Annotated in this window: 20 protein-coding genes and 1 pseudogene; 10 read left to right on the top strand and 11 right to left on the bottom strand. The window is 68.9% G+C overall.

The features are described 5' to 3' along the window. Positions 1-7: 7 nt before the first annotated feature. From FBY21_RS11730 to FBY21_RS11690, 9 genes are all read right to left on the bottom strand, one after another. Positions 8-1,462, bottom strand: a complete 1,455-nt coding sequence (locus tag FBY21_RS11730; RefSeq protein ID WP_142011168.1) for an NAD-dependent succinate-semialdehyde dehydrogenase — start codon at positions 1,460-1,462, stop codon at positions 8-10. Between the two features lie 94 nt (positions 1,463-1,556). Next, positions 1,557-2,360: a 4-hydroxy-2-oxoheptanedioate aldolase gene (hpaI, locus tag FBY21_RS11725; protein ID WP_142011165.1), complete on the bottom strand. Its 804-nt coding sequence runs from the start codon at positions 2,358-2,360 to the stop codon at positions 1,557-1,559. A 23-nt stretch (positions 2,361-2,383) separates the two neighbouring features. Next, complete coding sequence (gene hpaH / locus FBY21_RS11720) at positions 2,384-3,187, bottom strand: 2-oxo-hept-4-ene-1,7-dioate hydratase (RefSeq protein ID WP_111264611.1); 804 nt, start codon at positions 3,185-3,187, stop codon at positions 2,384-2,386. Positions 3,188-3,200: 13 nt separating this feature from the next. Next, positions 3,201-4,511, bottom strand: coding sequence for an MFS transporter (locus FBY21_RS11715; protein ID WP_142011163.1), 1,311 nt, complete (start codon positions 4,509-4,511; stop codon positions 3,201-3,203). Positions 4,512-4,587: 76 nt separating this feature from the next. Beyond that, positions 4,588-4,980 (bottom strand): 5-carboxymethyl-2-hydroxymuconate Delta-isomerase, encoded by a 393-nt coding sequence (locus FBY21_RS11710; protein ID WP_142011161.1) that lies wholly within the window; start codon positions 4,978-4,980, stop codon positions 4,588-4,590. Between the two features lie 10 nt (positions 4,981-4,990). After that, on the bottom strand, positions 4,991-5,914 hold the full coding sequence (gene hpaD, locus FBY21_RS11705) for a 3,4-dihydroxyphenylacetate 2,3-dioxygenase (RefSeq protein WP_142011159.1): 924 nt from the start codon (positions 5,912-5,914) through the stop codon (positions 4,991-4,993). A gap of 132 nt (positions 5,915-6,046) precedes the next feature. Beyond that, complete coding sequence (gene hpaE, locus FBY21_RS11700) at positions 6,047-7,507, bottom strand: 5-carboxymethyl-2-hydroxymuconate semialdehyde dehydrogenase (RefSeq protein ID WP_142016406.1); 1,461 nt, start codon at positions 7,505-7,507, stop codon at positions 6,047-6,049. 5 nt (positions 7,508-7,512) lie between these two features. Further along, positions 7,513-8,283, bottom strand: a complete 771-nt coding sequence (locus FBY21_RS11695) for a fumarylacetoacetate hydrolase family protein (protein WP_074968526.1) — start codon at positions 8,281-8,283, stop codon at positions 7,513-7,515. 10 nt (positions 8,284-8,293) lie between these two features. Then, on the bottom strand, positions 8,294-8,950 hold the full coding sequence (locus tag FBY21_RS11690) for a fumarylacetoacetate hydrolase family protein (protein WP_107331043.1): 657 nt from the start codon (positions 8,948-8,950) through the stop codon (positions 8,294-8,296). A 332-nt stretch (positions 8,951-9,282) separates the two neighbouring features. On the opposite strand from FBY21_RS11690, the gene hpaR reads away from it, so the two are divergent. Genes hpaR through FBY21_RS11675 form a run of 3 tightly spaced genes read left to right on the top strand, consistent with a single transcriptional unit; the run spans position 9,283 to position 11,136 of the window. Further along, positions 9,283-9,705, top strand: coding sequence for a homoprotocatechuate degradation operon regulator HpaR (gene hpaR, locus FBY21_RS11685; RefSeq protein WP_044405190.1), 423 nt, complete (start codon positions 9,283-9,285; stop codon positions 9,703-9,705). 20 nt (positions 9,706-9,725) lie between these two features. Next, on the top strand, positions 9,726-10,625 hold the full coding sequence (hpaA, locus tag FBY21_RS11680) for a 4-hydroxyphenylacetate catabolism regulatory protein HpaA (protein ID WP_142011156.1): 900 nt from the start codon (positions 9,726-9,728) through the stop codon (positions 10,623-10,625). 7 nt (positions 10,626-10,632) lie between these two features. Continuing rightward, entirely contained in the window at positions 10,633-11,136 is a 504-nt protein-coding gene (locus FBY21_RS11675; protein ID WP_160158633.1) for an ATP-binding protein, read from the top strand. 98 nt (positions 11,137-11,234) lie between these two features. On the opposite strand, the gene FBY21_RS11670 is transcribed toward FBY21_RS11675, so the two are convergent. Beyond that, entirely contained in the window at positions 11,235-12,497 is a 1,263-nt protein-coding gene (locus FBY21_RS11670) for an OprD family porin (protein ID WP_074968540.1), read from the bottom strand. A 314-nt stretch (positions 12,498-12,811) separates the two neighbouring features. On the opposite strand from FBY21_RS11670, the gene FBY21_RS11665 reads away from it, so the two are divergent. Genes FBY21_RS11665 through FBY21_RS11650 form a run of 4 tightly spaced genes read left to right on the top strand, consistent with a single transcriptional unit; the run spans position 12,812 to position 16,932 of the window. After that, positions 12,812-13,834 (top strand): TRAP transporter substrate-binding protein, encoded by a 1,023-nt coding sequence (locus FBY21_RS11665; protein WP_044405181.1) that lies wholly within the window; start codon positions 12,812-12,814, stop codon positions 13,832-13,834. A gap of 5 nt (positions 13,835-13,839) precedes the next feature. Then, complete coding sequence (locus tag FBY21_RS11660) at positions 13,840-14,364, top strand: TRAP transporter small permease (RefSeq protein WP_044405178.1); 525 nt, start codon at positions 13,840-13,842, stop codon at positions 14,362-14,364. Then, a complete protein-coding gene (locus FBY21_RS11655; RefSeq protein WP_044405176.1) occupies positions 14,361-15,683 on the top strand; it encodes a TRAP transporter large permease in 1,323 nt (440 codons plus the stop codon). Before FBY21_RS11660 ends, FBY21_RS11655 begins: the two co-directional genes overlap by 4 nt. Positions 15,684-15,738: 55 nt before the next feature. Next, positions 15,739-16,932: a Bcr/CflA family multidrug efflux MFS transporter gene (locus FBY21_RS11650; protein ID WP_069563642.1), complete on the top strand. Its 1,194-nt coding sequence runs from the start codon at positions 15,739-15,741 to the stop codon at positions 16,930-16,932. Here FBY21_RS11650 and FBY21_RS11645 read toward each other — a convergent pair. After that, positions 16,896-18,092 carry an MFS transporter gene (locus tag FBY21_RS11645; protein ID WP_142011152.1) on the bottom strand — a complete coding sequence of 399 codons (1,197 nt, stop codon included), beginning with the start codon at positions 18,090-18,092 and terminating at the stop codon, positions 16,896-16,898. The two genes, FBY21_RS11650 and FBY21_RS11645, sit on opposite strands and share 37 nt — an antisense overlap. Before the next feature lie 323 nt (positions 18,093-18,415). Here FBY21_RS11645 and FBY21_RS11640 point away from each other — a divergent pair, with 323 nt between their 5' ends. The 3 genes and pseudogenes from FBY21_RS11640 to FBY21_RS11630 all read left to right on the top strand — a co-directional run. Continuing rightward, positions 18,416-19,585, top strand: a complete 1,170-nt coding sequence (locus FBY21_RS11640; protein ID WP_044405165.1) for a p-hydroxyphenylacetate 3-hydroxylase oxygenase component — start codon at positions 18,416-18,418, stop codon at positions 19,583-19,585. A gap of 59 nt (positions 19,586-19,644) precedes the next feature. Further along, positions 19,645-20,577 carry a p-hydroxyphenylacetate 3-hydroxylase reductase component gene (locus FBY21_RS11635; RefSeq protein WP_142011150.1) on the top strand — a complete coding sequence of 311 codons (933 nt, stop codon included), beginning with the start codon at positions 19,645-19,647 and terminating at the stop codon, positions 20,575-20,577. Between the two features lie 126 nt (positions 20,578-20,703). After that, positions 20,704-21,660, top strand: a pseudogene (locus FBY21_RS11630) (methyl-accepting chemotaxis protein); the annotation flags it as partial. Positions 21,661-21,697: the final 37 nt, after the last annotated feature.

Below are 21,697 nucleotides of genomic sequence, written 5' to 3'. Positions count from 1 at the left end.
GAGGGCATCAGGCGATGCCCAGGCACATGTACTTCTGCTCGATGTAGTCGTCGATGCCGTATTTGGAGCCTTCGCGGCCGAGGCCGGATTGCTTGATGCCGCCGAAGGGGGCGACTTCGGTGGAGATGAGGCCTTCGTTGACGCCGACCATGCCGTATTCGAGGGCTTCGCTGACCCGCCAGGCGCGGCCGAGGTCGCGGGTGTAGAGGTAGGAGGCGAGGCCGAATTCGGTGTCGTTGGCCATGGCGATGGCCTGCTCCTCGGTGTCGAAGCGGAAGATCGGTGCCAGCGGGCCGAAGGTTTCGTCGCGGGCCACCAGCATCTCCGGGGTCACCTCGCCGAGCACGGTGGGCTCGAAGAAGTTGCCGCCCAGGGCGTGGGGCTTGCCGCCGGCCAGGACGCGGGCGCCCTTGGCGACGGCGTCGGCGATGTGTTCCTCCACCTTGGCCACGGCCTTGGCGTTGATCAGCGGGCCTTGCTGGGCGCCGTCGTCGTCGGCCGGGGCCACCTTGAGGGCGTTGACCGCCGCCACCAGGCGCCGGGCGAATTCGTCGTAGACGCCGCGCTGCACCAGCAGGCGGTTGGTGCACACGCAGGTCTGCCCGGTGTTGCGGAACTTGGAGCCGAGGGCGCCCTGCACGGCGGCGTCGAGGTCGGCGTCGTCGAAGACGATGAAGGGCGCGTTGCCGCCCAGTTCCAGGCTGACCTTCTTGATGGTCTCGGCGCACTGGGCCATCAGCAGCTTGCCGATGCCGGTGGAGCCGGTGAAGGAGAGCTTCTGCACCAGCGGGTTGCCGGTCAGTTCGGCGCCGATCTCCCGCGAGCGGGTGCCGGGGACGATGTTCAGCACCCCGGCGGGAATCCCGGCGCGCTCGCCGAGCGCGGCCAGGGCGAGGGCGGACAGCGGCGTCTCCGAGGCGGGCTTGAGCACCACGGTGCAGCCGGCGGCCAGGGCCGGGCCGACCTTGCGGGTGATCATGGCGTTGGGGAAGTTCCACGGGGTGATGGCGGCGACGACGCCGATGGCCTGCTTGATCACCACCAGGCGGCGGCCGGGCTTGTCGTGGGGGATGACGTCGCCGTAGACGCGCTTGGCCTCTTCGGCGAACCACTCGATGAAGCTGGCGCCGTAGGCGATCTCGCCCCGGCTTTCCGCCAGGGGCTTGCCCTGTTCCCAGCTGAGCAAGCGGGCCAGGTCCTCCTGGTTGGCCATGATCAGCTCGTACCAGCGACGCAGGATGGTGCTGCGCTCCTTGGCGGTGCGGGTGCGCCAGGCGGGCAGGGCGGCCTGGGCGGCGTCGATGGCGCGGGCGGTTTCCACCCGGCCGAGGGAGGCGACTTCGGCGATCAGCTCGCCGTTGGCGGGGTTTGTCACGGCGAAGCGCGCGTCGTCGTCGGCTTCGATCCACTGGCCGTTCACGTAGGCCTGTTCGCGCAGCAGGTTGAGGTCATCGAGGGTCATCGGTCTGCCTTCTTTCGGACGGTCGTCGCCCGTTCCCGTTGCTGCGTGCAGCACCGGGGCGGACGTTGATGGGGGAGCGGGTCGGGAATGCGGGTCAGTAGACGCTGCCGGCGCTGGGTGGCGGCGCGGGAGTGCCCTTGAAGCGGCCGGCGAGGCCTTGCAGGGCCTTCATCAGCAGGCTGGTGTCGACGCCGACGGCGACAAAGCTGCAGCCCAGCTCCAGGTAGCGGCGAGCCAGGGCCTCGTCGGCGCTGAGGATGCCGACGGCCTTGCCGGCGCGGCGGATGCGGGCGATGGCGTCTTCGATGGCGGCCTGCACCTCGGGATGGCCGGGGTTGCCGCGATGGCCCATGGCGGCGGAGAGGTCGGCTGGGCCGATGAACACGCCGTCGACACCCTCCACGGCAGCGATGGCGTCGAGGTTGGCCAGCCCGTCGAGGTTCTCGATCTGCACCAGCAGGCACATCTGTTCGTCGGCCTTGTCCAGGTAGCCGGGGATGCTGTTCCAGCGCGAGGCACGGGCCAGGGCGCTGCCGACACCCCGGATGCCGAATGGCGGGTAGCGCATGGCACGCACCAGTTCGGCGGCCTGGGCGGCGGAGTCCACCATGGGCACCAGCAGGGTCTGCACGCCGATGTCCAGCAGTTGCTTGATCAGCACCGGGTCGCCGATGGGTGGGCGGATGATCGGCTGGGCAGGGTAGGGCGCCACGGCCTGCAACTGGCCGAGCAGGCTGCGCAGGTCGTTGGGGGCGTGCTCGCCGTCGATCAGCAGCCAGTCGAAGCCGGCGTTGGCGGCCAGCTCCGCGCAGTACGGGTCGGCCAGGCCGAGCCACAGGCCGACCTGGGCGTCACCGGCCAGGAGGCGTTGCTTGAAGGTGTTGACGGGCATGTCCATGAGGACTCCTCGTGGGCGGTGGTTCAGACGAAGCGGCAGGCAATCGAGCCCAGCTGGTCATAGTCGACATGGAAGGTGTCGCCGGGGCGGGCGGCCACCGGGCGGGTGAAGGAGCCGCCGAGGATGATCTGCCCGGCTTCCAGGGTGACGTCGTAGGGCGCCAGCTTGTTGGCCAGCCAGGCGACGCCCTTGGCCGGGTGGTTGAGCACGGCGGCGGAGACGCCGGATTCCTCGATCACGCCGTTGCGGTAGAGCACGGCGGGCACGCGGCGCAGGTCGATCTCGGTGGGGCGCACGGCGCGTCCGCCCATCACCACGCCGGCGTTGGCGGCGTTGTCGGAGATGGTGTCGAAGACCTTGCGGGTGGCCTGGGTCTCCGGGTCCACCTGCTGGATGCGGGCGTCGATGATCTCCAGGGCGGGGATGACCCACTCGGTGGCGTCGAGCACGTCGAACAGGGTGACGTTCGGCCCGCGCAGCGGCTTGCCGAGGACGAAGGCCAGCTCCACTTCCACGCGGGGGACGATGAAGCGCTCGAAGGGGATGTCGGTGCCTTCGTCGAAGAACATGTCATCCAGCAGCGCGCCGTAGTCCGGCTCGGTGATGTTGGAGGACACCTGCATGGCGCGGGAGGTGAGGCCGATCTTGTGGCCCACCAGCTTGCGCCCGTCCTGGATCTTCTGCGCCACCCAGGCGCGCTGGATGGCGTAGGCGTCTTCGATAGTGATGCCGGGGTGGTCCAGGGAGAACTGGCGGATCTGCTGCCGCGAGCGTTCGGCGGCGTCGAGTCGGGCGGCGGCCTGCTGGATCAGGGTGGCGTCGAGCATGGTGGGGTCTCTCTTAGCGTGGGTTGACCAGGGCGGCGGGGGTGCGCAGCACCAGTCCGGCGCCGAGGGCGATGAAGAAGGCCAGGACGAACAGCGCGAGGCTGGCGCTCTGGGTGGTGTCGCGCATCCAGCCGATGAGGTAGGGCGCGAGGAACGAGGCGATGCTGCCGAAGGAGCTGATGAGGCCGATGCCGGCGGCCTGGGCCTTGTCGGAGAGGAAGGCCGGCGGTAACTGCCAGAACATCGGCAGGGCGGCGCTGGCGCCCATGCCGGCGATGATCAGGCCGGCCAGCACGGGGATCGCGCTGGTGGGCGCGAGGCCGCTGCTGGCGATGCCCACGGCGCACATCAGCAGCGGCACGCTGAGGTGCCAGCGGCGTTCGCGGTGGCGGTCCGAGGAGCGGCCGCAGGCGAGCATGAAGAACACCCCGGCGAGGTAGGGCACGGCGCTGAGCAGGCCGACCTGGCTGTCGCGGGCGACGCCGGCGCCGTGGATCAGGGTGGGCATCCAGAAGGCCAGGGTGTTCACCGCGAGCATCACGGCGAAGTAGATGGCCACCAGCAGCCAGACGTGGCGGTCGCGCAGGATGCCGGCGAAGGAGGTGATCGGCTTGCGCTGTTCCTCCTGGGCCATGTCTTCGCGCAGCTGGCGCTTCTGGGCGTCGTCGAGCCAGGCGACGTCATCGAAGCGCTCCGGCAGGCGCGCCCAGACCAGCAGGCCGAGCAGCACCACGGGGGCGCCTTCGAGGAGGAACATCCACTGCCAGCCGCGCAGGCCGAGGGCGTCGTGGAAGCCTTCGAGGATGGCGCCGGACAGCGGCCCGCCGATCACCCCGGCCATGGGCACGGCGATGGCGAACATGGCGGTGATCTGCGCGCGGCGGCGGGCCGGGTACCAGCGGTTGAGGTAGACGAGGATGCCGGGGAAGAAGCCGGCCTCGGCGACACCCAGCAAAAAGCGCAGGACGTAGAAGCCGGTGGCGCCCTGCACCAGGAACATGCTGGTGGAGAGCACGCCCCAGACCACCATCAGGGTGGCGATCCAGCGGCGCGGGCCGACGCGGTCGAGGGCGAGGTTGCTGGGCACGCCGAACAGCGCGTAGGCGATGAAGAACAGGCCGGCGCCGAAGCCATAGACGGTGTCGCTGAACTGCAGGTCGGCGCTCATCTGCATCTTGGCGAAGCCGATGTTGATGCGGTCCAGGTGGGCGAACAGGTAGCACACCAGCAGCAGCGGCATGAGCCGCCAGGTGACGGTGTGGTGGGTGGTGTCGCGGGTGGCGTGGTCAGCGCCGGTGGGGCAGGCGGTGTGGGCGGTGCTCATGGTCTTGTACTTCTTGTTGGGAGTCGCGTCGGGGGGCGCGGGGCGTTGCCACCCCGCGCTGGCGGTGGGCCGGGGGTCAGCCGGCCTGGCCCTTGAGGAAGGCGTGCACGTTGTTGAGCTTGTAGTTGAGCTCGGCGTCCAACTCGGTCATCTCGAAGGAGAGGGCCAGCAGGCGCCGGGCCTGGAGCGCGGCGAAGTGGCCGCTGATCACCTCGAACAGCGCATCGGCCACCTGGCGGCGGGTGGCCAGGTCGCGGCCGGCGCCTACCTTCAGGGTCATGTGGACGAAGGCATAGTCGTGCTCGCCGTCGGCCATGCGCCAGGTGTCCAGGCGCACGGCACGGCTGCGGATGCCGCCGAGGGGAAAGACCCCGGAGGCACCCAGGCAGGCGTGGACCTTCTCGAACAGGCCGGGCAGGTCGGCCTCGGCTTCGATGTTGTGGGTGTATTCGGCGATGAAGTGCGGCATGGGGCGGTCCTCAGAGGCGGCTGCCGGTGGGGTTGCCGCCGGGGTTGGAGGCCTGGGCGGCGGGAATGGCCGAGCCGTCCTGGGGGGTGACCGGGAAGATGGCGTTGATCTGGCCGGTGCCGGAGGAGCCGAAGTAGGGGGTCACGACCTCTGCCTTGCCGTCGTACTTCGACCAGCCGAGGGCACCGAGCAGCATGGCGGTGTCGTGCATGAAGCCTTCGCCATGCCCCTTGACGGCGTACTCGGGGAGCATGGCGCAGAAGTCTTCCCATTCGCCGTCCTGCCACATCTGCACCACGCGGTGGTCGAAGGTCTCCAGGAAGGGGCTCCAGACCTTGGTGGCGAACTCGGGGGCCTGGCCGTTCTGGGCGAAGCGGTGGGACAGCGAGCCGCTGGCGAGGAAGGCGACGTTGCCGTCGTAGTGCTTCTCCACGGCCTGGCGCATGGCCCAGCCGAGGCGGGCGCTGTCGTTGAGGTAGTGGGAGGTGCACAGGGCGGAGACGGAGATGACCTTGAAGTGGCGGTCGGTGTTCATGTAGCGCATGGGCACCAGGGTGCCGTACTCGGGGGCGAGGGTGGTGGCGTCGTGGGCCATGGTCTCCACGCCCAGGCGGTTGCATTCCTCGGCCAGCAGGCGGCCCAGCTCGGGGTTGCCTGGGAAGGCGTAGTCCATGTTGCTGATGAAGTGCGGCAGTTCGTTGCTGGTGTAGAGCCCTTCGAACTGGGCGGCGCAGTTGACGTGGTAGTTGGCGTTGACCAGCCAGTGGGTGTCGAACACCACGATGGTGTCGACGTTCAGTTCGCGGCAGCGGCGACCGATCTCGATGTGCCCGTCGATGGCGGCCTGGCGGAAGCCGTGGCGCGGGCCGGGCAGCTCCGACAGGTACATGGAGGGGACGTGGGTGATCTTGGCAGCCAGAGCAACGTTGCCCATGACGGTTCTCCTGGTGGCGGGCGCCTGGTGGGGCGGCCGGGATTCTTGTGGTTGTGGATGCACGCCAGCTGATACGACGCCCTGGGTGCCGGGTTCCGGCACCTGGGCGTTCTGCATGAGTACCCGGCGTGGCTACACGCCCCAGCGGGGAATGTGGTGGCTCCCCATGGAAATGCACACGTTCTTGATCTCGGCGAACACTTCGAAGCTGTATTGGCCGCCTTCGCGGCCGGTGCCGGAGCCCTTCACACCGCCGAACGGCTGGCGCAGGTCTCGCACGTTCTGGCTGTTGATGAACACCATGCCGGCTTCGATGCCACGGGCCAGGCGGTGGGCCTTGCCGATGTCCTGGGTCCAGATGTAGGAGGCCAGGCCGTATTCGGTGTCGTTGGCCAGGCGCAGGGCCTCGGCCTCGTCCTTGAACTTCATCAGGCACACCACCGGGCCGAAGATCTCTTCCTGGGCGATGCGCATGCGGTTGTCCACGTCGGCGAAGACGGTGGGCTGGATGAACTGGCCCCTGGACAGGTGCGCGGGCAGGCCCGCCGGGCGCTCCAGGCCGCCGGCCAGCAGGGTGGCGCCTTCCTCGATGCCGATGCGGATGTAGCCGGTGACCTTGTCGTAGTGGGCCTGGGTGATCATCGAGCCGACCTGGGTCTTCGGGTCCTGCGGGTCGCCGACGATCAGGCGCTTGGCGCGGGCGGCGAACTCGGCGACGAAGCAGTCGTAGACGGTTTCCTGGATGAAGATGCGGCTGCCGGCGGTGCAGCGCTCGCCGTTGAGCGAGAAGATGGTGAACAGCGCGGCGTCGAGGGCGCGGTCGAGGTCGGCGTCATCGAAGATCAGCACCGGGGACTTGCCGCCCAGCTCCATGGAGTACTTCTTCAGGCCGGCGGTCTGCATGATCTTGCGGCCGGTGGCGGTGCCGCCGGTGAAGGAGATGGCGCGCACGTCCGGGTGGCGGACCAGGGCGTCGCCGGCGGTGGCGCCGTAACCCTGCACCACGTTGAGCACGCCCTTGGGGATGCCGGCTTCCAGCGCCAGGCGACCCAGTTCGTTGGCGGTCAGCGGCGACAGCTCGCTCATCTTCAGCACGGCCGTGTTGCCCAGGGCCAGGCAGGGCGCGGTCTTCCAGGTGGCGGTCATGAACGGCACGTTCCACGGGGAGACCAGGCCACACACGCCCACCGGCTGGTAGAGGGTGTAGTTGAGCATCTGGTCGTCCACCGGGTAGCTGTGGCCGTCCATGCGGGTGCAGACCTCGGCGAAGAACTCGAAGTTGTGCGAGGCGCGGGGGATCAGCACGTTCTTCGTCTGGTGGATCGGCAGGCCGGTGTCCAGGGTCTCCAGCTCGGCCAGCTTGGGCACGTTCTGGTCGATCAGCTCACCCAGCTTGCGCATCAGCTTGGCGCGCTCCTTGGCTGGGGTGTTGGCCCACTTGGGGAAGGCGTCCTTGGCGGCGGCGACGGCCGCGGCGATCTCTTCGGCGCCGCCGCTGGCGACTTCGCCGATGGCGTCCATGGTGGCCGGGTTGTAGTTGACGAAGGTCTCTTTGCTTTCGACTTCCTGGCCGTTGATCCAGTGCTTGATCATGCTGCTCATGCCTCTTGTTTGCGGGCGAAGAACTCGGCTTCGCTGACGATTCGGTTGACCAGGCGGCCGACGCCTTCCACTTCCACCACCACTTCATCGCCCGGCACCACGTCGGCCAGGCCCTCCGGCGTGCCGGTGGCGATCATGTCGCCCGGCTGCAGGGTCATGAAGCTGGAGAAGTATTCGATCAGGTAGGGGATGTCGAAGATCATGTCGGCGGTGGTGCCTTCCTGCTTCAGCTCGCCGTTGATCCAGGTGCGCAGCCTGAGCTTCGACGGGTCCGGCACGTCGGCGGCGTCGACGATCCAGGGGCCGACCGGGGTAGTGCAGTCGCGGTTCTTCACCCGCAGGTTGGGGCGGTAGTAGTTCTCGAGGAAGTCGCGGATGGCGTAGTCGTTGCAGACGGTGTAGCCGGCCAGGTACTGCAGGGCGTCCTCGCGCTTAACGTTGCGCGCGGGCTTGCCGATCACCGCCACCAGCTCGCACTCGTAGTGCATGTAGGCGACGTTGTCCGGGCGCCAGGTGACCTGGTTGTGGCCGGTGTAGGTGCCGGGGGACTTGATGAAGGCCAGCGGCTCGGTGGGCGCCTTGAAGGCCAGTTCGGCGGCGTGGTCGGCGTAGTTCAGGCCGAGGGCGAACATGCTGCCGGTGGCCGGGGGCAGCCACTCGACCTGGTCTTCGGCCAGCAGGCGGCCATCGGCGAGGCGGACGGCGTTGCCGTCTTCGACGGTCACGGCGTGGATGTCGCCCTGGTATCGGATGCGTGCGTGTTTCATCAGGGGCTCCTTATTCCGCAACCACGGTGTTGGCGAGGCGGCCGAGGCCGTCGATCTCAACCACCACCTCATCGCCGGGCTGCACGTCGACGCGGCCTTCCGGGGTGCCGGTGATCAGCACGTCGCCTTCGTGCAGGGTCATGAACTCGCTGATCTCGGCGATCAGTTGGGGGATGCTGCGCACCAGGTTGGCGGTGCTGTTCTCCTGGCGCAGCTCGCCGTTCACCCGCAGGCGAATGCCCAGGGCGTGCGGGTTGCCGATGCTCTCGGCCGGCACCAGCTCGTCGGAGAGGGCGCAGAAGCCGTCGCGGCACTTGGCTTTCACCGCCGGGCGGTAGTAGCTCGTTTCCGGCAGGCTGAACTCGTTGACGATGACGTAGCCGGCCACGTGGGCCAGGGCGTCCTCGGCGCTGACGCGGCTGGCGTCGCGGCCGATCACCACGCCCAGGGCCGGGCCCGGCTGCAGGCGCTCGCCGGCCGGGAAGGGCACGGCACCGCCGTCGTGGTTGCGGGTGTTCGGGGTCTTGATGAAGAGCACCGGCTTGACCGGCGGCTTCTGGTAGGGCGGCTCGTTGAACTCGGGCAGTCGGCTTTCCAGCAGCCCCCTGTAGTTCAGCGCGACGCCGAACAGGGTGCCTTGGGCGACTTCGCTAGTGGCGCGACGCATGGATCTGTTCACTCCTGACGCAGGTGGGGCAGGGCCCCGATGAAAAAACCAGGTGGGCTCGACGGTGGGAGCGCAGCACCTGAAAACCGTTAACTCATTAACAGGTTAACTTTTATAGTTAATATGTTAACTACAATCAAGCCTTGGTCGTGCGATCGGGCTGTGGCTATTTAAAGCGCGGAGGGCAAACGGGACTTGTCGCTGGCTGCCAAACCGAGTTGCACCGGGTTGCCAGGCGGGGGCTTACAGGCTGTGGCAGCAGGAAGGTAATTGCCTCGGTTCGGCGGTTGTTGATTAAATTCTTCACCTTCACTTCCCACCGAGACCGCCTGATGTCGACCCCACGACCGTCCCTGACCCTGACCCTGCTGCAGGCCCGCGAGGCCGCCATGGCCTTCTTCAGGCCGCTGCTCAACCAGCACGGGCTGACCGAGCAGCAGTGGCGGGTCATCCGCATCCTGCGCCAGTCCGGCGAGATGGAAAGCCACCAGCTGGCGCAGCAGGCCTGCATCCTCAAGCCGAGCATGACCGGCGTGCTGGCGCGCCTGGAGCGTGATGGCGTGGTGCGCCGCTGGAAGTCCGCCCAGGACCAGCGCCGGGTCTTCGTCGGCCTGACCGAGAAGGGCCAGCAGTGCTTCGTGTCCATGAGCGATGGCATGGAGCGCAATTACCAGAAGATCCACCAGCAGTTCGGCGAGGCCAAGCTGCAGCAGCTCCTGGACCTGCTCAACGAGCTGAAGCAGATCAAGCCCTGAGCCCCGCGGAGGCGGCCACGATGGCGGTGTCCTCGCCCATCCCCAACATCGACATCGGCCAGGTCTATGACCAGCGCTACGCCGATGCCGACGTGCACTACGAGGCACTCGGCAAGCTCGCCGACTTCTTCGGCCGCAACATGCCGGTGCACCGCCACGACCGCTTCTTCCAGGTGCACTACGTCAAGAGCGGCACCGTGCGGGTGTTCCTCGACGACGAGGGCTTCGTCCAGGAAGGGCCGATGTTCTTCCTCACCCCGCCCACCATCACCCACGCCTTCGTCACCGATGCGGAAAGCGACGGCCATGTGCTGACCGTGCGCCAGCAACTGGTGTGGCCGCTGCTGGAGGCCCACGCCGGGCTCGCCAGCGGCCCGCGCATCGCGCCGTTGTGCGTGTCGGTGGGGGCGCTGGAGCAGCGCTACGAAGGGGAGGTGGCGCGCCTGAACCTGTTGTTCGACGAACTGCGCCAGGAATTCGCCGACAGCCGACCGGGCCGCGCCCTGAGCCTGGTGGCGCTGACCGAGCTGATCTTCATCAGCCTGTTGCGCCTCTCCAGCCGCTCCCTGGCCGCCCAGCCGGCCCGCCGCGAGGACCTGCACATCTTCCAGCGTTTCAACGTGCTGATCGAACAGCGCTACCCCGAGCACTGGGGCCTGGGCCAGTACGCCGATGCCCTGGGCGTGACCGAGGCACGGCTCAACGAGGTGTGCCGACGCATCGCCGGCATGCCCTCCAAGCGTCTGGTGTTCGAACGGCTGATGCAGGAAGCGCGGCGCCTGCTGCTGTTCACCGGGGAGTCGGTGAACGGCATCGGCTACCGCCTGGGCTTCAAGGACCCGGCCTACTTCAGCCGCTTCTTCACCCGCCACGCCGGGATGACCCCGGGGGCCTACCGCAGCAGCCGAGGGACGGAATGAAATGAGCGTGCTGATCGTCTTCACGGGTCTGCCGGGCACCGGCAAGACCACGCTCGCATCGCGCCTGGCCCGCGAGCTGGGCGCGGTGTACCTGCGGCTCGACGTGATCGAGCAGGCCATCCGCGATGCCGGCATCGCCGCCGACGTGGGCACCAGTGGCTACCGCGTGGCCAACGGCCTGGCCTTGGGCAACCTGCGGCTGGGGCATCGGGTGGTGGTGGATTGCGTCAACCCGGTGGCCGAGAGCCGCCAGGCCTGGGCACAGGTGGCAGCCGACGCCGGCGCGAGGCTGTGCGACGTGCGGGTGATCTGCAGTGACGCGGCCGAGCACCGGCGCCGGGTCGAGACGCGCCAGGGCGACATCCCGGGCCTGGTGCCGCCCACCTGGGCGTCCGTGCAGCGGCACGCGTTCGACCCGTGGGAGAGCCCGCCCTTCACCGTCGACACGGCCCGGCTGACGGTGGACGCGGCGCTGGAGGCGATCCGCACCCACCTATCGCTTCCGGTCTAGATCCCTCCACGCTCACGCCAGCACCGAGCCACCGCCGGGGCGCGCCGAATGCCGGCTCCCCGGCGGCCCGTGTGGCCATCGGGGAGACGCGACGGGGCTCAGAACAGCGGCAGGGTGTAGCCGAGAATCAGCCGGTTCTCGTCCACGTCGGTGGTCAGCCCGTTGCTGGAGCGGAAGGTGGCGTTGCGCAGGCGCACGTTGAAGCCCTTCAGCGGGCCGTCCTGGAAGACGTAGGCCAGGTCGGTGTCGCGCTCCCATTCCTTGCCGTTGCGCACGCTGGCCGTCTGCACGTGTTCACCGCTCACGTAGCGGGTCATGAAGCTCAGGCCGGGGATGCCCAGGGCGGCGAAGTCGAAGTCGTAGCGCGCCTGCCAGGCGTCCGTCTCGGCCTTGGTGAAGACGTTGAAGGTCACCAGGTTGACCGAGTACGGGTCCAGCCCCGGGTAGGCGAAGTCGCCGTCGCCGGAGAGGTTCTGGTAGCCCAGGCCGACCTTGTGGGCGCCCATGCCGAGGGTGAGCATGCCGTTGAAGAAGCGGTTGTCGATGCGCCCGCCGTCCACCCGCTTGGCGCTGCGGTAGCGGTGGTCGCCGTGCTCGCCGGTGTCGAAGTAGCGCAGGTCGGTCTTCAGCGTCACCCCGTCGCCGAGGGTGGCGTTGTGCACCAGGCCGACGAAGTGCTGGCGGTAGATGTCCTCCATCTGCGCGGCGTAGTAGCTGAGGGTCAGCCCCGGGTTGACCGCGTAGCTGCCGCCGATCAGGTCCAGGTGTGCGCTTTCCACGCCGCCGTAGTTCATCTCGTCGTTGCTGGAGGAGTCACGCAGGTTGATCTTCTCCAGCCGGCCGACGTTCAGCGTCAGCCCATCCACGTCCTGGGAGGTCAGCAGGCCGCCGGAGTAGGTGGAGGAGAGCAGGCGCACGTCGTTGTAGGCGGCCACCGGCAGCTGCGGCTGCAGGGTGCCGAGCTTCAGCACGCTGCGCGCCAGGCGCAGCTTGGCGGTCACGCCCAGCTCGCTGTAGGTGTCCTCGGGCTCGTGGCTCTGGGCGCCGTAGGGCAGCAGGCCGGTGCCGCGCCGGCCCTTGCCGGAGTCGAGCTTGATGGCGGTCTGGCCCATGGCGTCCAGGCCGAAGCCGACGGTGCCTTCGGTGAAGCCGGACTCGTAGCGCAGGGTGAAGCCCTGGGCCCATTCCTCGGCCTTGGCCTGGGCGGCGCCGTGCTGGCGGAAGTCGCGGTTCATGTACATGTTGCGGGCTTCGACGCTGGCCTTGCTGTCGGCCAGGAAGTCGGCCCGTGCCACGCCACCGAGGCCCAGCGCGGGGCCCAGCAGGCAGGCGAGTGCCAGCGGTTTCGGGGTCCTGATCATTGTTCTTGTCTCCAGGATTGAGGGGAAACCATCGCCGTCGGGTGGGCGATGGCGGGCATACTCTAGGCATTTAGTTAATATTTTAACAATACGGCTGGGGATCGACCTTGGTGGGGTAGGTGACCTTCGCGTGTGTGAATTGTTATTTAACTAATTGATTTACATGAATTTAATTGAATGAAGGACGCGAGTTGACCCAGCCTGAGACGCAGCGGTCCCGCGAAGAGGTGTTGACAGTGCGCGCAATAAAATTAACTTATTAACAGAATTGCGTTCCCCGTCCTGCCCTACAAGAACAACAAGGAGCCACCCCGATGAAGATCCTTCCCCTCGCTACCCTGTGCTTGGCCCTGCCGCTGGCGCACCTGGCCCAGGCCGCCGATGTGATCACCCTCAAGGTGGCGCATTTCCTGCCTTCCACCTCCAACGCCCAGGCCAACATCATCGAGCCCTGGTGCGCGCAGCTGACCGAGGAGTCCGCCGGGCGCCTGCGTTGCCAGCTCTACCCCTCGATGCAGCTCGGCGGCACGCCGGCCAAGCTCGCCGACATGGCGCGCAACGGCGTGGCCGACATCGTCTGGACCGCCCCGGCCTATTCCGCCGGCAAGTTCCCCCGGGTCGAGGCGCTGGAGCTGCCGTTCGTGCTGCCCAGCGGCGGTGCGCGGGGCAACGCCATCATCTGGGATTACTACGAGCGCTACGCCAAGGACGACTTCAAGGGCTACAAGGTGCTGGTGGTCCACGGTGATGGCGGCATGAGCCTGCACACCCGTGGCCAGCCGGTGAAGACCCTGGCGGACCTGGCCGGGCTGAAGCTGCGGGCCTCCAGCCGCACCGCCGCCAAGACCGTCGAAAGCCTGGGCGCGACCCCGGTGAGCATGCCGCCGGCGCAGATGACCGAAGCCATCTCCAAGGGCGTGGTGGATGGCGCCCTGGCCGCCTGGGAAGTGGTGCCCGCCACCAAGCTCGACGAAGTGACCCAGTTCCACACCGACGTGCCGGAAGGGCAGCCCGCCGTGGGCTACACCGTGCTGGCGATGCTGATGAACCCGCGCAAGTTCGACAGCCTGCCGCCGGACCTGCAGGCCATCATCGAGCGCAACAGTGGCAAGGCCCTGTCGGAACGCTTCGCCAGCGCCTGGGACAAGGCCACCGATGCCGCCGTCGCCGCCACCCCGGCCGACGCGCGGGTGACCTTCGCCGAGGCCGACTACGAAGCCCTGCGCAAGGCCTCGGCCGGTGCCGTCGAGCAGTGGATCAGCGAGGCCGACGGCAAGGGCCTGGACGGCCGTGCCCTGGTCGACGGCGTGCGCACCCTCGCCAGCGAGGCCCGGTAAGCGCCATGAAGGAATCCCTGGATTTCACCCCGGCGGCGGACCTCGGTCCGCTGCAGCGGGGGCTGCTGCGGGTGGCCGAGGCCTTCGCCCTGGCCGGTGGCCTGGTGCTGATCGCCCTGGTGGGCATGTCCATGCTCTCCATCATCGGCCGCAAGCTGTTCTCCACCCCGGTGCGCGGTGACATGGAGCTGATGGAAGTCGGCGCGGCCATCGCCATCGCCGCCTTCCTGCCGCTGTGCGAGCTGCGCGGCATGCACATCCGCGTCGATGCCCTGAGCAACTGGCTGCCGGCGGGCATCCGCCGTGGCCTGGACACCCTGGCCCACCTGCTGTGCGCCGCCGCGGCCGGCCTGCTGGCCTGGCGCACCGCGCTGCAGATGGTCGACAACCGCGAATACGGCGATGCCACCACGCTGCTCTCGCTGCCGCTGTGGATCCCCCTGGCGCTGATCGTGCCCAGCCTCGGCCTGCTCGCCCTGTGCGCGCTGGCCCGGGCGGCGCGGGTACTGGGCGGCGGGGGTGCGGCATGAGCGGCCTCGCCCTCGGGCTGATCGCCCTGGCCATCACCATGAGCCTGCTGCTGCTGCGGGTGCATATCGGCATCACCATGCTGGTGGGCGGCGCCGCCTGCTTCTGGGCGGTCAACGACGGTGACCTGTCCTCGCTGCTGTTCACCCTCAACGACCTGGCCTATTCGCGGCTGTCCAACTACGACCTGGCGGTGATCCCGCTGTTCGTGCTGATGGGCCAGTTCGCCACCCACGGCGGCCTGTCGCGGGCCATCTTCCGCTGCGCCTCGGCCTTCATCGGCCACTGGAAGGGCGGCATGGGCCTGTCCGCCATCGGCGCCTGCGCCGGCTTCGGGGCCATCTGCGGATCGTCCCTGGCCACCGCCGCCACCATGAGCCACGTGGCCCTGCCGGAGCTGCGCCGGCACAACTATTCCGGGCGCCTGGCCACCGCCACGGTGGCGGCGGGCGGCACCCTGGGCATCCTCATCCCGCCGTCGGTGCCGCTGATCATCTACGCGGTGCTGACCCAGGAATCCATCGCCAAGCTGTTCGTCGCCGCCATCGTGCCGGGGGTGATCGCCATCCTCGGCTACATGCTGGTGCTGCGGATCATGGTGGCGCGGGACGAGAGCCAGGCCACCGTCTCCCCCCGTGCCAGCACGGCGGAGCGGCTGCGCGCGCTGCTGGGCGTGAGCCCGGTGATCGGCGTGTTCCTGGTGGTGATCGTCGGCATCTACGGCGGCTGGGCCAACCCCACCGAGGCCGCCTCCATCGGCGCCGCCGCCTGTGGCGTGCTCGCCGTGCTGCAGGGCGGCATGCGCTGGAGCGGGCTGCGCGCCAGCCTGCTGGGCACCGCCGAGACCACCGCGATGATCTTCCTCGTGCTGCTGGGCGCCGACCTGCTCAACTCCGGCCTGGCGCTGACCCAGATGCCCGGCGAGCTGGCGGCCTGGGTGATCGGCAGCGGCCTGGCGCCGATGCTGGTGCTGATCCTGATCCTCGCCCTGTACCTGCTGCTGGGCTGCGTGATGGATTCGCTGGCGATGATCCTGCTGACCATCCCGATCTTCTACCCGATGATCATGGGCCTGGATTTCTTCGGCCTCGGCGAGACGGAGAAGTCCATCTGGTTCGGCATCCTCGCGCTGATGGTGGTGGAGATCGGCCTGATCCACCCGCCCCTGGGCATGAACCTGTTCATCGTCCAGCGCGCCGCTGGCGACGTGCCCTACGGCGAGACGGCACGGGGCATCGTGCCCTTCCTCTGTTCCGACCTGGTGCGCATCGCCCTGCTGGTGGCCTTCCCCGGGCTCAGCCTGTGGCTGCTCAGCCTCTGATCCAACCGGCCGCCTGCGGGCGGCCGTTTCCTTCCTGCCGCTGCGGAACCCGCCCATGACCCCGACCGTTGCCCAGCCCCAGCGCCTGATCGTGCTGCTGGCCGCCCTGGTGGCCTTCGCCCCGCTGTCGATCGACATGTACCTGCCGAGCCTGCCGCGCATCGCCGCCGACCTGGGCGCGCCGGAGTCGGCGGTGCAGCTGACCATCGGCGTGTTCCTCGCCGGGCTGTGCCTGGGCATGCTCGCCTACGGGCCGCTGTCCGACCGCTACGGCCGGCGCCGCCTGCTGCTGGGTGGCATCGCCCTGTATCTGGTGGCCAGCCTCGGCTGCGTGCTGGCCAGCGGCGTCGAGGCGCTGATCGCCTGGCGCCTGCTGCAGGCCCTCGGCGGGGCCGCGGCCTCGGTGCTGGCGCGGGCCATCGTGCGGGACCTGTTCCCCCTGCGCGATGCGGCCCGGGTGCTCTCGCTGATGCACCTGGTGACCATGTTCGCCACCCTGGTGGCGCCGCTGCTGGGCGGCTACCTGATGCTGGTGGCCGGCTGGCGCTCGCTGTTCGTGGTGCTGATGGTGTTCGCCGGGCTGTGCCTGCTGGCCACCGCCTGGAAGATCCCCGAGACGCACCTGCCGGAGGCCCGTGGCCGCACCCTGGGCGAGGCCTTCCGCGCCTACGGGCGCATGGCGCTGCAGCCGCTGGCGCTGGGCTACATCTTCTGCATGGGCCTGTGCTTCGCCGGCATGTTCGCCTTCATCACCGCCTCGCCCTTCGTCTACATCGGCTACTTCGGCGTCTCGCCCCTGGGCTATGCCTGGCTGTTCGGGCTGAACATCGCCGGCATCATCGTCGCCACCTTCCTGAATGCCCGGCTGGTGGGGCGCGTGTCGCCCGAGCGCATGCTGGCCTGGGGCACCGCCGTGGCCGCCGTGGCCGGGCTGGCCCTGGCCGGCGTGGGGCTCGCCGGGGTCGGCGGGTTGCCGATGGTGGTGGCCTGCGTGGTGGCGTACGTCAGCGTCACCGGGTTGCTCGGCGCCAACTGCCTGGCCTGCCTGCTGGCGGCCTATCCGGGGCAGGCCGGTGCGGCGGCCGGGCTGGCGGTGGCCACCCAGTTCGGTCTGGGCACCGCCTGCAGCGCGCTGGTCAGCGCCCTGTACGACGGCACCCCGCTGCCCATGTGCCTGGTGATCGGCGCCACCGGCATCGGTTGCCTGCTGGCCTACCGGCTGGCCCGGCGCGCATCCCACAGGCAATAGAGCAGCAACAGCACGCCGGCTGCGGCCAGCACCGGCGGCGCGCCCAGCTGCGCCGCCAGCAGGCCGGCAAGCAGCCCGCCGATGGCGTCGAAGCCGAAGCGCACCGAGGTGTACAGCGACACCACCCGCCCGCGCAGGGTCTCCGGTGCCGAACTCTGCAGCACGATGTTGGTGCCGACGTTGCTGCTGGAGATGCCGAAGCCCAATACCGCCATCGCCACCAGCGACAGCCATAGCTGCGTGCTCCAGGCGAACACCAGCATGGCCAGCCCGCTGGCCGCCGCCGACGCGAGGATGACCCGGGGCAGGGCGCTCGGCGCCCGGTGGCTGGCCAGCAGCACGCTGGAGGCCAGCGAGCCGAGCCCGGCCGCCCCCCAGAGCCAGCCGAGGGTGGTGGCATCACCGGCGAAGATGTCCTTGGCGAACACCGGCAGCAGCACCACGTAGCTGGAGGCGGTGAGGTTGACCGCCATCACGCTGAGCATCATCGCCTTCACCGTCGGCGTGCCCCGTGCATAGGCCACCCCTTCGCCGAACACGTTGCGGAACGAGCCGCTGGCCCGCGGGATCGGCCCCATGCGCACCCGCCACAGACCCAGCATCAGCGCGCCGTAGGAGAGGGCGTTGAGGGCGAAGCACAGCGCCTCGCTGACCACCCCCAGCAGCAGCCCGGCCAGGGGCGGGCCAACGAAGCGGGCGAGGGTGAAGAGCATGGCGTTCAGTGCCAGGGCGTTGGCCAGGTCCTCGCGCTCGTCGACGAAGCGGCTGAGCAGCGACTGGCGCAGCGGCGTGTCCACCGCGTTGAGCACCCCCAGCAGCCCGGCCATGAATACGATCAGCCCCGGCCCTATCAGGCCGCTGGCGGTCAGCGCCGCCAGGGTGGCGGCCTGCACCCCGAGCAGCGCCTCCACCGCGATCAGCAGGCGGCGCTTGTCGTGCCGGTCGATCCAGGCGCCGGCCAGCGGGCCCACCAGCAACTGCGGCAGCAGCGCCACGAAGGTCACCAGCCCCAGCAGCGCCGAGGAGCCGGTAAGGCGGTACACCAGCCAGGCCAGCGCCACCTGCTGGATCCAGGTGCCCAGGGTGGAAACGGCATGGCCGAAGAAGTACAGGCGGAAGTTGCGGTGGCGCAGGGCACGCAGGGCGGTGGGCCAGGTCATGGTCGGGCGGCGGCAAGGGAGGGCGGGGCGCCCATGCTAATGAAAAACGCCGTTCATTAACATATTCATATCTGTCGCAACGGGTGCCTCCCGGCGCGGGCGGGGCCGGGCGTCGGCAGCGCTTGGAAAGCCGGGCATGAAATCGCGGAAATCCCATGGAAAGTACAATCGACCCTGTGGAACGTCCATTCAGGGGGATCGTTCATATCTTCATAATGTGCCCGAACCCCACCGGGTAGTCAGACCGCATGTCACGCATGCCGGGTGTTCCGGAGCGTTCGCGGTAGCGCCTGCCTGCGACCAACAATAACCAGGGCCTCCAGATGAAAAAGACAAATCCCCTGCTCGACGCACTGCGGGAAATCCTCCCCGCCATCGCCGCCAATGCCGCCCAGGCCGAGCGTGATCGCATGGTCCCCGCCGAGAACATCGCCATGCTCAAGGGCATCGGCATGCACCGCGCCTTCCAGCCCCGTGCCTATGGCGGCCTGGAGATCTCCCTGCCGGAATTCACCGAGTGCGTCATCGCCCTGGCCGGCGCCTGTGCCAGCACCGCCTGGGCCTTCAGCCTGCTGTGCACCCACAGCCACCAGCTGGCGATGTTCCCCAAGCAACTGCAGGACGAAATCTGGGGCAAGGACCCGGACGCCACCGCCAGCAGCTCCATCGCCCCCTTCGGCCGCATCGAGGAAGTGGACGGCGGTGTGCGCTTCAACGGCGAGATGGGCTGGAGCAGCGGTTGCGACCACGCCGAGTGGGCCATCGTCGGCTGCCGCCGGCAGAACGCCGAGGGTGAGCTGGTCTACTGCTTCGCTGTGCTGCCGCGCAGCGACTACGAGATCCGTGACGACTGGTTCGCCGCCGGCATGCGCGGCAGCGGCACCAAGACCCTGGTGATCAAGGACGCCTTCGTCCCCAACCACCGCATCCAGGCCGCCAAGGACATGATGGAAGGCCGCTCCGCCGGCTTCGGCCTGTACCCCGACAGCAAGATCTTCTACACCCCGTACCGCCCGTACTTCGCCAGCGGCTTCGCCTCCATCAGCCTGGGCATCGCCGAGCGCATGCTGGAGGCCTTCAAGGAGAAGACCAGAAACCGCGTGCGGGCCTACACCGGCGCCAGCGTCGGCACCGCCACCCCGGCACTGATGCGCCTGGCCGAGTCGACCCACCAGGTGGCCGCCGCCCGCGCCTTCCTGGAGAAGACCTGGCAGGACCACGCCGCCCACGGCGAGCGCCACGAGTACCCGAGCCGCGAGACGCTGGCCTACTGGCGCACCAACCAGGCCTACGCCGTGAAGATGTGCATCCAGGCCGTGGACCGTCTGTTCGAAGCCGCCGGCGGCACCGCCTGGTTCGAAGGCAACGAGATGCAGCGCCTGTTCCGTGACTCCCACATGACCGGCGCCCACGCCTACACCGACTACGACGTCTGCGCGCAGATCCTCGGCCGCGAGCTGATGGGGCTGGAGCCGGACCCGAGCATGGTCTGACCCCGCCACCCGATAACAAGAACGCCGCCCTCGCCAGCAGGGCGGCCAGCGAGACGACTATGACTACCCAAGCGTGCTTCGACCCGCGCGACTTCCGTCGCGCGCTGGGCAACTTCGCCACCGGCGTGACCATCGTCACCGCCGCCACCGCCTCGGGCGAGAAGGCCGGCGTCACCGCCAACAGCTTCAACTCCGTGTCCCTCGACCCGCCGCTGATCCTCTGGAGCATCGACAAGCGCTCCGGCAGCCTGCCGGTGTTCGAGGCGGCCAGCCACTTCGCGGTGAACATCCTGGCCGCCGACCAGATCGACCTGTCCAACCGCTTCGCCCGCTCCAAGGACGACAAGTTCGCCGGCTTCGAGCACGAGGTCGGCCTTGGCGGCTCCCCGCTGTTCGCCGACTGCTCGGCGCGCTTCCAGTGCGAGAAGTGGGCGCAGATCGAGGGCGGCGACCACTGGATCCTGATCGGCAAGGTGGTGGCCTTCGACGACTTCGGCCGCTCCCCGCTGCTCTACCACCAGGGCGCCTATTCCATGGTCCTGCCCCATGCGCGGATGACCCGCAAGGAAGAGGAGCGTCCCGCCACCAGCGCCTTCCAGGGCCGCCTGCGGCACAACCTCTACTACCTCATGACCCAGGCCCTGCGCAGCTACCAGGCCGTCTACCAGCCGCGCCAGCTGTCCACCGGCCTGCGCACCAGCGAGGCGCGCATGTTGATGGTGCTGGAGAACGACGCCGGCCTCGACGAGTGCGGCCTGCAGCGCGAAGTGGCGATGCCCAGGCGCGAGATCGAGGAAGCGGCCGCCATCCTCCGGCGCAAGGACATGGTGGTGGAGCAGGGCGGCAGCTACGCCCTCACGCCGCTGGGCGTGGAGCAGGCCGAAGCGCTCTGGAGCATCGCCCAGGAGCAGCAGGACAGCGTCTTCAGCCAGTTCAGCGCCGAACAGGTGGAGACCTTCCGCAGCGTGCTCAAGGCCATCATCGCTGCCTGATCCGTGCCGGCAGGCTCGGTCAAGCGCCGGGCAGGGTCGTGCAAGACCCTGCCCGGCGGCTTTCCTAGAGTGCCCGGCACGTCGCCCTTCCCCCCTTCCTCGCCGGGGCGGCGCCCGGGAGGATGCATGCTGTTCCGCGACACCCGAAAGGACTGGGTCCGCCAACTCGACACCTTGCTGCGGCAGGTGCTCGCCGACCCCGGCCAAACGCCCGCCCAACTCCACGACCGCGCACTCGCCGAACCCCTGGAGGACCTGCGCCAGGCCCTGCTGGAGGCGCAGCGCCTGGGTGCCGACCTAACGCGCTGCCAGCGCGAGCACGCGGCCGACCGGGCCCGCCTCGCCGATCTTGCGCGGCAGCTCGCCCAGCTCGAAGGGCAGCAGGCCGAGACCCTCCAGGCCTTCGACGCCGAACGCCGGCACTGGGCCCAGGCCCAGCGCGACTGGGCGCTGGAAACCCATGTCTGGGAGCAGACCCGCGCCACCCTCACCGAGGGCTGCTGGGACCTGCAGGTGGCCAACGGGCGCCTCGATGACCCCCACAGCCTGATGCGCATCTCCAACCAGTTCCGCGCCGTGCTCGGCTACCGCCCGGACGAACTGCCCGATGGCTGGGACAGCCAGGTGGGCATCACCCACCCCGAGGACCTGCCCCGGGTGCTGGGGCTGTTCGAGCGGGAGATCGCCGACCCCGCCGGCAGCGGCGAATACGTGGTGGAGTACCGCATGCGCCATCGCCAGCGCGGCTACATCTGGTGCCGCGAGCGCGGGCGGGCGGTGCGCGACGAAGGCGGCCGGCTGTACCGGGTGATCGGCGCCGTGCGCGACATCAGCGACGAGCGCGCCCTGCACCTGGCCCACGAGCAGCGCCAGCGGCGCAACCAGCAGGCCTACGGGCAGATCGCCCAGGTGGTGGGGGTGATCAAGGGCATCGCCGAGCAGACCAACCTGCTGGCCCTGAATGCCGCTATCGAAGCCGCGCGGGCCGGCGATGTCGGCCGGGGCTTCTCGGTGGTCGCCGACGAGGTGAAGAAGCTCGCCGGCAACACCCGCCAGGCCACCCAGGAGATCCAGGCCATGCTCGACGCCCAGGCCCGCGAGGCCGAGGCGCCGGAGAGCG

It is taken from the genome of Pseudomonas sp. SLBN-26 (assembly GCF_006715895.1).
Classification (GTDB): domain Bacteria; phylum Pseudomonadota; class Gammaproteobacteria; order Pseudomonadales; family Pseudomonadaceae; genus Metapseudomonas; species Metapseudomonas otitidis.
The sequence above is the reverse complement of the archived record's forward strand: the minus strand, read 5'-3'. Positions and strand labels throughout refer to the sequence as shown.

Coding starts and splice junctions, on each gene's coding strand:
- hpaR (WP_044405190.1), top strand. CDS start 9,283: ATGTCGACCCCACGACCGTCCCTGACCCTGACCCTGCTGCAGGCCCGC.
- hpaD (WP_142011159.1), bottom strand. CDS start 5,914: ATGGGCAACGTTGCTCTGGCTGCCAAGATCACCCACGTCCCCTCCATG.
- hpaI (WP_142011165.1), bottom strand. CDS start 2,360: ATGGACATGCCCGTCAACACCTTCAAGCAACGCCTCCTGGCCGGTGAC.
- hpaE (WP_142016406.1), bottom strand. CDS start 7,507: ATGATCAAGCACTGGATCAACGGCCAGGAAGTCGAAAGCAAAGAGACC.
- FBY21_RS11690 (WP_107331043.1), bottom strand. CDS start 8,950: ATGCGTCGCGCCACTAGCGAAGTCGCCCAAGGCACCCTGTTCGGCGTC.
- FBY21_RS11670 (WP_074968540.1), bottom strand. CDS start 12,497: ATGATCAGGACCCCGAAACCGCTGGCACTCGCCTGCCTGCTGGGCCCC.
- FBY21_RS11640 (WP_044405165.1), top strand. CDS start 18,416: ATGAAAAAGACAAATCCCCTGCTCGACGCACTGCGGGAAATCCTCCCC.
- FBY21_RS11730 (WP_142011168.1), bottom strand. CDS start 1,462: ATGACCCTCGATGACCTCAACCTGCTGCGCGAACAGGCCTACGTGAAC.
- FBY21_RS11635 (WP_142011150.1), top strand. CDS start 19,645: ATGACTACCCAAGCGTGCTTCGACCCGCGCGACTTCCGTCGCGCGCTG.
- hpaA (WP_142011156.1), top strand. CDS start 9,726: ATGGCGGTGTCCTCGCCCATCCCCAACATCGACATCGGCCAGGTCTAT.
- FBY21_RS11645 (WP_142011152.1), bottom strand. CDS start 18,092: ATGACCTGGCCCACCGCCCTGCGTGCCCTGCGCCACCGCAACTTCCGC.
- FBY21_RS11710 (WP_142011161.1), bottom strand. CDS start 4,980: ATGCCGCACTTCATCGCCGAATACACCCACAACATCGAAGCCGAGGCC.
- FBY21_RS11665 (WP_044405181.1), top strand. CDS start 12,812: ATGAAGATCCTTCCCCTCGCTACCCTGTGCTTGGCCCTGCCGCTGGCG.
- FBY21_RS11660 (WP_044405178.1), top strand. CDS start 13,840: ATGAAGGAATCCCTGGATTTCACCCCGGCGGCGGACCTCGGTCCGCTG.
- FBY21_RS11695 (WP_074968526.1), bottom strand. CDS start 8,283: ATGAAACACGCACGCATCCGATACCAGGGCGACATCCACGCCGTGACC.
- hpaH (WP_111264611.1), bottom strand. CDS start 3,187: ATGCTCGACGCCACCCTGATCCAGCAGGCCGCCGCCCGACTCGACGCC.
- FBY21_RS11715 (WP_142011163.1), bottom strand. CDS start 4,511: ATGAGCACCGCCCACACCGCCTGCCCCACCGGCGCTGACCACGCCACC.
- FBY21_RS11655 (WP_044405176.1), top strand. CDS start 14,361: ATGAGCGGCCTCGCCCTCGGGCTGATCGCCCTGGCCATCACCATGAGC.
- FBY21_RS11650 (WP_069563642.1), top strand. CDS start 15,739: ATGACCCCGACCGTTGCCCAGCCCCAGCGCCTGATCGTGCTGCTGGCC.